The sequence below is a fragment of the Leucobacter sp. M11 genome (genome assembly GCF_035726885.1).
Lineage (GTDB): Bacteria > Actinomycetota > Actinomycetes > Actinomycetales > Microbacteriaceae > JAPFRB01.
On sequence record NZ_JAPFRB010000004.1, the window covers coordinates 501,278 to 505,182 of the forward strand.

At 74.7% G+C, this 3,905-nt stretch carries 3 protein-coding genes; all 3 read left to right on the top strand.

Going from position 1 to position 3,905, the window contains the following annotated elements:
- On the top strand, window positions 1-1,514 hold a 1,514-nt coding region (locus OOT08_RS14560; protein ID WP_325093508.1), incomplete at its 5' end, for a M16 family metallopeptidase.
- Window positions 1,511-3,031: a phytoene desaturase family protein gene (locus OOT08_RS14565; RefSeq protein WP_325093509.1), complete on the top strand. Its 1,521-nt coding sequence runs from the start codon at window positions 1,511-1,513 to the stop codon at window positions 3,029-3,031. The genes OOT08_RS14560 and OOT08_RS14565, both read left to right, overlap by 4 nt.
- A 109-nt stretch (window positions 3,032-3,140) precedes the next feature.
- Window positions 3,141-3,905: alcohol dehydrogenase catalytic domain-containing protein (locus OOT08_RS14570; RefSeq protein WP_325093511.1), on the top strand; the 765-nt coding region annotated here is incomplete at its 3' end.

Consider the following 3,905-nt stretch of genomic DNA (forward strand, 5'->3'; position numbering starts at 1 on the left):
AGGCGGACTTCCGGGGCGCTCACGGGCGGCTCGTCTATGCTGGGCGGGTGACTGATCGCCTTGGACTTCCTCTTGACACCCCCGAACTCGACGTGGATCTGGCGGGCAGCCGGATCCGGCGCACCGTCCACCCGAGCGGCCTTCGGGTCCTGACCGAGCACATGCCGGGCGCGCGCAGCGCCACGATCGGCTTCTGGGTCGGCCTGGGATCGCGGGATGAGCAGGGCGAACAGCCCGAGGCCCCCGCGAGCCTCGGCTCCACCCACTTCCTGGAACACCTGCTCTTCAAGGGCACCCCGGGCCGGAGCGCGCACGAGATCGCGATCGCCTTCGACCGGATCGGGGCCGAGCACAACGCCCTCACCGCGAAGGAGTACACCTGCTACTACGCGAAGGTGCGCGACGCGGACATTGACGACGCCGTCGCGGCGCTCGGCGACATGGTCACCTCCTCCCTGATCGACGCGGAGGAGTTCGAGAACGAGCGCGAGGTGATCCTGGAGGAGCTCGCGATGGCCGCGGACGACCCTGGCGACGTCGCGCAGGAGCTGTTCTTCCAGCGCGTCTTCGGCGCGCACCCGCTGGGTCGCCCGATCGGCGGCACCCCCGAGACGATCCGTCGCGCCCGCCGCGACGACGTGGTCGGGTACTACTCCGAGCGGTACCGCCCGAACACGCTCGTCGTCACGGCGGCGGGGGCCGTCGATCACGACGCCATCGTGGCGGGCGTGCTCGCCGCGCTGGAGGGCTCCGGCCTCGACCGCTGGTCGACCGGCGGGCTGGCCTCGCCCGCCCCGCGCCGGTCTCGGCTCAGCGGCCCGCGCCTCGAGGGGCTCGGCGACGCCCTGCTGGAGCGGCCGGGCGGCCAGGTAAACCTGCTCCTGGGCGGCGAGGGGCTGCCCCAGGGCGACGAGCGCCGCTTTGCCTTTGGCCTGATGAATTCGGTGCTCGGCGGCGGCATGTCGAGCCGACTCTTTCAGGAGATCCGCGAGAAGCGCGGGCTCGCCTACTCCACCTACGCCTTCGGCGCGAGCTACTCGGACGCGGGCCTCTTCGGCATGTACGCGGGGTGCGCCCCCCAGAAGGCGGGGCAGGTGATCGAGCTGCTCCGTTCCGAGCTGGCCGCGCTCGCGGCGGACGGGATCACCGACGAGGAGCGTGACCGCGTGCTCGGCCAGATCGCCGGGTCCTCCGCGCTCGCGCTTGAAGACTCCGAGACCCGGATGGGGCGGCTCGCCCGCTCCGAGCTGGGCACGGGCGAGCTGATCGGCCTGGACGAGTCCGTGCGCCGCTTCCACGAGGTGACCCAGGACGAGGTGCGCGAGGTCGCCGCGATGCTCGCCGCCCGGCCCATGACCCTCGTCGCCGTTGGCGAGGTCGGCGCCGCCGGGCTCGCGGGGGAGCGCGTCTCCTCGCTCGACGCCTCCGGCCCGGCCGCGCTGCCCCCCGAGAGCGCGGCGGAGCCGCAGGCCGCGGGAAGCGCGCCGCCGCAGGGCGGACCCGCGACGCCATGACCGGGCGCGGGGGGAAGCCGGGCAGCCGGACACCGGCCGGGAGCCGCGGGGCCGCGGTCGTCGGCTCTGGTCCGAACGGGCTCGCGGCGGCGGTGACGCTGGCGCGCGCCGGGGTGCCCGTCACCGTGTTCGAGGCCGAGGCCACCATCGGCGGCGGCACCCGAACGGAAGAAACCACCCTGCCCGGGGTGCTGCACGACGTCTGTTCGGCGATCCACCCGATGGCGCTCGCCTCCCCGTTCTTTCGCGCCTTCGGCCTGAGCGAGCGGATCGAGCTGGTCGTCCCCGAGGCCTCCTACGGGCACCCGCTCGATCCCGCCGACGGGCGCGGCGGGATCGCCTATCGCGACCTGGACCGGACCGCGGCGGAGCTCGGCGCGGACGGCCCGGCCTTCCGCCGCCTGTTTCGGCCCGTGCTGCGCCGGATCGACGGGGTCGTCGACGCCGCCCAGGGCGGCTCCATGCTCCGCGTTCCCCGCGACCCGCTCGCCTTCGCCGCCCTCGGCCTCCGGGTGCTCGAGCGGGGCACCGTGGCCTCCGGGCTCCGCTTCCGGGAGCCCGCGGCGCACGCGATGATCGAGGGGGTCGCCGCGCACTCCATCGCCCGGATGCCCTCCCTCGGATCCGCGGGCGTCGGCGTCGTGCTCGCGGCGCTCGCGCACGCGGGCGGCTGGCCCGTCCCCGTTGGCGGCTCTCGGGTGATCTCGGCCGCGCTCGCGGACGACCTCCTCGCGCACGGCGGCCGCATCGAGACGGACACCCGGATCGCGTCGCTCGACGGGCTTCGCGATCGCGGCGGCTTCGACGCGGTGATCTTTGACACCTCGGCCCGCGCGCTCGCCCGGATCGCGGGGGAGGCCCTCCCCGCCGGGTACCGGCGTCGCCTGGAGCGGTTCCGCTACGGACCGGGCTCCTGCAAGGTGGACTTCGTGCTCGACGGCCCGGTGCCGTGGCGCGACGAGCGCATGCACGCGGCCCCGACCGTGCACCTGGGCGGCACCGCGGCAGAGGTGCGCGACGCGGAGAACCGGGTGCTGCGCGGGGAGCACGCCCAGCGACCCTTTGTCCTGCTGGCCCAGACCGACGGCTTCGATCCGGGGCGGAACCCGGCAGGCAGCCACGCGATCTGGAGCTACGCCCACGTGCCCGCTGGCTCCTCGCGCGACGTGCGGGAGGCCGTGATCGCGCAGATCGAGCGCTTCGCCCCCGGCTTTCGCGACCGGATCCGGGCCGTGTCCGTCACGACCGCCGACCGGCTGGGGGAGCACAACGCGAACTACGTGGGCGGCGACATCGCCTCCGGGGCCGTCTCCCTCGCCCAGCTGCTCGCGCGGCCCGTGCTCAGCCCGCAGCCCTGGCGCACCCCCGCCCCCGGCCTCTTTCTCGCAAGCTCCTCCACGCCCCCCGGCCCCGGGGTGCACGGCATGTCCGGGTATCTCTCCGCGCGGCTCGCGCTCGCGGAGGTCTTCGGTCTCCCGGTCCCGGAGCTGGCCCCCGGAGCCCCCTCCGCGAGCTAGCCCGCCCGGGCACCCGAAACCGGGGTGGACGCTGGCTGTGGATCGGGTTAGCCTGGGCGCGAAGCTCCGGGTGGGGGACCCGGACACCTGCGTTCCGAAGGGGGACACCATGACGACCATGACCGCGTATCAGCTGCCGAGCTGGCAGGGCACACCGAAGCTCAGCACCGTGCCGGTGCCGGAGCCCGGCCCGGGGGAGGTGCTCGTCCGGGTCTCAGCGGTCGGCCTCTGCCACTCCGACATCAACATGCAACAGATCCCGGCGGAGGTGGGGAACATGCTCGGCTGGTCCGTGCCCTTCACCCTCGGCCACGAGATCTCGGGCACGGTCGCGGCGCTCGGGGACGGCGTGACCGGCTTCGCCCCCGGCGACGCGGTCGCGGTCTCCGCGACGAATCCCTGCGGGGTCTGCTGGTACTGCCTGCGCGGGGACGACCAAAACTGCGTGCTGCCGGGCGGGCGCGGCTACGGGGCCGACGGCGGGCTCGCCGTGTACGTCATCGTGTCCCGGGCGGCGCACCTGCTCCCGATCGGCGACCTGGACCCGGCCTTCGCCGCGCCCCTGACCGACGCGGGGGCGACCGCGTATCACGCCGTGCAGCGGGTGCTGCCGAAGCTCTCTCCCGACGCGACCGCGGTCGTGCTCGGCACGGGCGGGCTCGGCGGCTACGCCGTCCAGTTCCTGCACCTGCTCGGGGCGGCTCGCGTGATCGGCGTCGAGCCGAACGAGGCCCGCCGGGAGCTCGCGCTCAGCCTCGGCGCGGACGAGGCCCTCGACGGCGTGCACGAGGGCACCGCCGCCGAGATCCTCGAGCGCACGGGCGGGCGGGGGGCCGAGGTCGTGCTCGACTTCGTCGGCGTCGACGCCACCATC

Bases quoted from the DNA above. Each gene is read 5' to 3' on its own strand.
- OOT08_RS14565 (WP_325093509.1), top strand. From the start codon at position 1,511: ATGACCGGGCGCGGGGGGAAGCCGGGCAGCCGGACACCGGCCGGGAGC.